Genomic DNA, 3909 nt, shown 5'->3' on the forward strand with positions numbered 1-3909 from the left:
GGGCGCCCGCCAGACGGGTGGCGACCGGCAGCGAGTCGTCGGCGAGCGTCTTCGCGGCGGCCACCAGCACCGCACGCTGGGGGCCCTCCGGGACGCCCGCCGCCGCCCGGGTGTAGAGCTCGGCGCCCTCTTCCAGGACCAGACCCGTGTCGAGGCCCGCAGGAACCTTTATGCGGGCGACGCGGCGCCAGGTGCCGACCGGGTCGCTCCAGGCCTCGACGCGGTACGTCCAGCGGCCCTCGACGTCCGGAGTGACCTCCGCACCCCAGCGATCGCTGCCGGGGGCCAGCTCCCGCATCGGGGTCCAGGGGCCGTGCCGCCCTTCCGGGTCGGTCAGGACGACGTTCGCGGCGACCGCGTCATGGCCCTCGCGGAACACCGTAGCGGTGACCTCGAACGTCTCTCCCACGACCGCCTTCGCCGGGCGCCTGCCGGACTCGACGGCAGGGCGGACGTCCCGTACCGGGATGCGGCCGATGACCGGGGTGGAACTCATGCTCTCGCCTCCGCCGTGCTCGAGGCCGGGCGCTGACTGCGCCCGGCCGGGGATCGAAGCTGCGCCGGAAGGGGCTACCTCCCCGCGGGGGAACGTGCCGCGGACCTCGGCGGACCACGCCTGGCGACGGAACCCGTGCGGGGCAGGTCGCTCTGCTCCTGGAGGTAGGCCCCCACGCTGGTGCGCAGATAGCGCTCGGCGGCCTCGGCCGCCTCACGCGCGCAGCGCTTGCCCATCAGCACGCACAGCGTGTAGCCCGCGTCCTCGAAGGTGGCCCGGACGGTGCGGTCGGCGGGGGAGGCCAGCATGACGCGCTCCCAGGCGCGATACCGCCGAAGTTGCCGGGCGACTTCGGCTTTGGCCGGTAGCAGCATGGCGCCGTACACCTTTCCGGGCTGGAGCAGATGCGGGACTCGCGAGATCTTCACTCATGGTGCATGGGTAACGACTCAGCGTCTTGTTGGGTCTTCAACAACCTCATGGATCGCTCGTGTTGCACGAATGGCGTAGCACTCCCACTCTGGAGTGACTCTGAAGCGATCAGCACTCACGCTCCGTGTTTCGGGGTCCGGTCCCGCGGGGGCCGGGAGGAGCGGGAGCTTCGCCGGTGAGGAGTGACGATGAAGACCGCAGTGCCCTGCTACTACCACCTCGACGTGGAGGTCAGCCCGGAGCGGGTCGGGCAGGTCAGGCGCATCCTGGCCGCCCATCTACGGCTCTGGGACCTCGAGACCCTGGTCGAGCCCGTCTGCGGTGGTGCCGAACTGCTGCTCAAGGCCATCGACGAGCACGCGAGGGACAAGAACACCTCGATCGAGCTGTGGTGGAACGGCCAGCACCTCATCACCGCCGTCGCCGAGAACGACAGTGACCTGCGCCCGGACCTGGATCTGCGCGCCTGCCTGGAGCGGATCGCCGCGATGAGCGACGGCTGGGGCTGCTGCGCCACCGACACCGGCAGCAAGGTCATCTGGTTCTCGCAGCGGGCCCGCGCCGGCGAGCGCGTCCCGCTCGTGCCGACGGCCCCCGAGCCCACCTTGCGGGAGGTGCTCCAGGTGCCGCGCGAGATGCCGGTCGCGGTCCTGGCCGCCACCACTGCCGACGGCGGGTGCTGAGCGTGCCGTCGTCCAGGAAGAAGCCGTACAAGAACGGGAAGCGGGTGCCGGCCTGGAGCGGGCACCCCTACCCGCTGGGCGCCCAATTCGACGGCGAGGGAACCAACTTCGCGCTGTTCAGCGAGGTTGCCGAGCGTGTCGAACTCGTCCTGGTCGACGAGCGGGGCGCCCACACCGCCATTGAGCTGACCGAGGTCGACGGCTTCGTGTGGCACGGCTTCCTGCCGGGCGTCGGGCCGGGGCAGCGTTACGGCTATCGGGTGCACGGACCCTGGCAGCCTTCACTCGGCCACCGGTGCGATCCGGCGAAGCTGCTCCTCGACCCGTACGCCAAGGCGGTGGACGGGGAGATGGACAGCCACCCCTCGCTCCACACGCCCGAGGCCGACAGCGCCGGGCACACCATGCTCGGCGTGGTCACCGACCCGGCCTTCGACTGGGGCGACGACCAGCCGCCCAGACGCTTCTACGCCGACAGCGTGATCTACGAGGCCCACGTCCGCGGTCTCACCCGCACCCACCCCGACGTCCCGCCGGAACTGCGCGGCACGTACGCCGGTCTCGCACACCCGGCGGTGATCGACCACCTGACCTCGCTCGGTGTGACCGCCGTCGAGCTGATGCCGGTGCACCAGTTCGTGCAGGACGGGGTGCTCCAGGACCGCGGCCTCGCCAACTACTGGGGCTACAACACGATCGGCTTCTTCGCACCCCACAACGCCTACGCCGCCCACGGCACCCGCGGCCAGCAGGTCACCGAGTTCAAGGCGATGGTCAAGGCGCTGCACGCGGCCGGCCTCGAAGTCATCCTCGACGTCGTCTACAACCACACGGCCGAGGGCAACGAGAAGGGCCCCACGCTCTCCTTCCGGGGCATCGACAACGCCTCGTACTACCGTCTGGTCGACGGTGACTGGGGCCACTACTACGACACCACCGGCACCGGGAACAGCCTGCTGATGCGGCACCCCTACGTGCTCCAGCTGATCATGGACTCGCTGCGGTACTGGGTGACCGAGATGCACGTCGACGGCTTCCGCTTCGACCTCGCCGCCACGCTGGCCCGGCAGTTCCACGAGGTGGACCGGCTGTCGGCGTTCTTCGACCTCATCCAGCAGGACCCGGTGATCAGCCGCGTCAAGCTGATCGCCGAGCCGTGGGACGTGGGGGAGGGCGGCTACCAGGTCGGCAACTTCCCGCCGCTGTGGTCGGAGTGGAACGGCAAGTACCGGGACGCCGTACGGGACTTCTGGCGGGGTGAGCCGCACACGCTCGGCGAGTTCGCCTCCCGGCTGACCGGCTCCTCCGACCTGTACCAGCACAGCCGGCGGCGCCCGCGAGCCAGCGTCAACTTCGTGACCGCGCACGACGGTTTCACCCTGCGCGACCTCGTCTCCTACAACGACAAACACAACGAGGCCAACGGGGAGGGCGGTCAGGACGGCGAAAGCGACAACCGGTCGTGGAACTGCGGGGCCGAGGGCCAGACGGACGACCCCGCCGTACTGGAGCTGCGGGCCCGCCAGCAGCGGAACTTCCTTGCCACCCTGCTGCTCTCCCAGGGCATTCCGATGCTCTGTCACGGCGACGAACTCGGCCGCACGCAGCTGGGCAACAACAACGCCTACTGCCAGGACAACGAAGTCTCCTGGGTGGACTGGGAGGTGAGCGAGGGTCAACGCGAACTCGCCGAGTTCACACGGCGCGTGATCGGCCTGCGTGCGGCGCATCCCGTGCTGCGCAGGCGCCGGTTCTTCCGGGGCGAGACCGTCACGCACGCGGGGCAGCCGCTGCCCGACCTGGTCTGGCTGCTGCCGGACGCCCGCGAGATGGCCGAGGCGGACTGGCAGCGCTCCGACGCGCACGCGGTCGGGGTATTCCTGAACGGCGACGCCATCGCCGAACCGGATCCGCGCGGGCGACCGGTCGTCGACGACTCGTTCCTGCTGCTGCTGAACGGCCACTGGGAGCCCGTCGACTTCCGGCTGCCGGGCCCCGCGTACGGCGAACGCTGGACGACCCTGCTGGACACGGCGGAACCCCAGGGCGCCGACGAAGCGGAGCACAAGGCCGGCTCCGAGATGACGATCGAGGCGCGCAGCCTGGTCCTGCTGTCGAGGCCGTCCCGCGCGGACGCCTGAAGGCGGGGTGCGCACGATCGGGTTGTCGGCCCGTCGCTGTATGTCGGCGACGGGGGGGCGTGGGGACGCCGAAGGCGTAGGAGCCGGGGACTTCCGGGGCGCCCGTGGCGATCAGGTGCTCGATGCCGCCGCCCTCGTTGGCGATGGCGTTCTCGGC

Annotated in this window: 4 protein-coding genes; 2 read left to right on the forward strand and 2 right to left on the reverse strand. The window is 70.6% G+C overall.

Features of this window, described 5'->3' with window-relative positions; translation table 11 throughout:
• Positions 1 to 496: maltotransferase domain-containing protein (locus tag AQJ46_RS36890; protein ID WP_159064098.1), on the reverse strand; the 496-nt coding region annotated here is incomplete at its 3' end.
• 74 nt (positions 497 to 570) lie between these two features.
• Positions 571 to 870 (reverse strand): DUF5133 domain-containing protein, encoded by a 300-nt coding sequence (locus AQJ46_RS36895; protein WP_059209940.1) that lies wholly within the window; start codon positions 868 to 870, stop codon positions 571 to 573.
• A gap of 246 nt (positions 871 to 1116) precedes the next feature.
• Between AQJ46_RS36895 and AQJ46_RS36900 the strand changes: the two genes are divergently transcribed.
• Both AQJ46_RS36900 and glgX read left to right on the forward strand, forming a co-directional pair.
• Positions 1117 to 1611 carry a hypothetical protein gene (locus AQJ46_RS36900; protein ID WP_059209717.1) on the forward strand — a complete coding sequence of 165 codons (495 nt, stop codon included), beginning with the start codon at positions 1117 to 1119 and terminating at the stop codon, positions 1609 to 1611.
• Between the two features lie 44 nt (positions 1612 to 1655).
• Positions 1656 to 3752 (forward strand): glycogen debranching protein GlgX, encoded by a 2097-nt coding sequence (glgX, locus tag AQJ46_RS36905; protein WP_059209941.1) that lies wholly within the window; start codon positions 1656 to 1658, stop codon positions 3750 to 3752.
• Positions 3753 to 3909: the final 157 nt, after the last annotated feature.

Origin of the sequence: Streptomyces canus, assembly GCF_001514145.1 — a bacterium.
Taxonomy (GTDB): domain Bacteria; phylum Actinomycetota; class Actinomycetes; order Streptomycetales; family Streptomycetaceae; genus Streptomyces; species Streptomyces canus.

What these genes read in the sequence shown, in the direction of transcription:
- AQJ46_RS36895 (WP_059209940.1), bottom strand. Translation starts at nt 870, where the DNA reads ATGCTGCTACCGGCCAAAGCCGAAGTCGCCCGGCAACTTCGGCGGTAT.
- AQJ46_RS36900 (WP_059209717.1), top strand. Translation starts at nt 1,117, where the DNA reads ATGAAGACCGCAGTGCCCTGCTACTACCACCTCGACGTGGAGGTCAGC.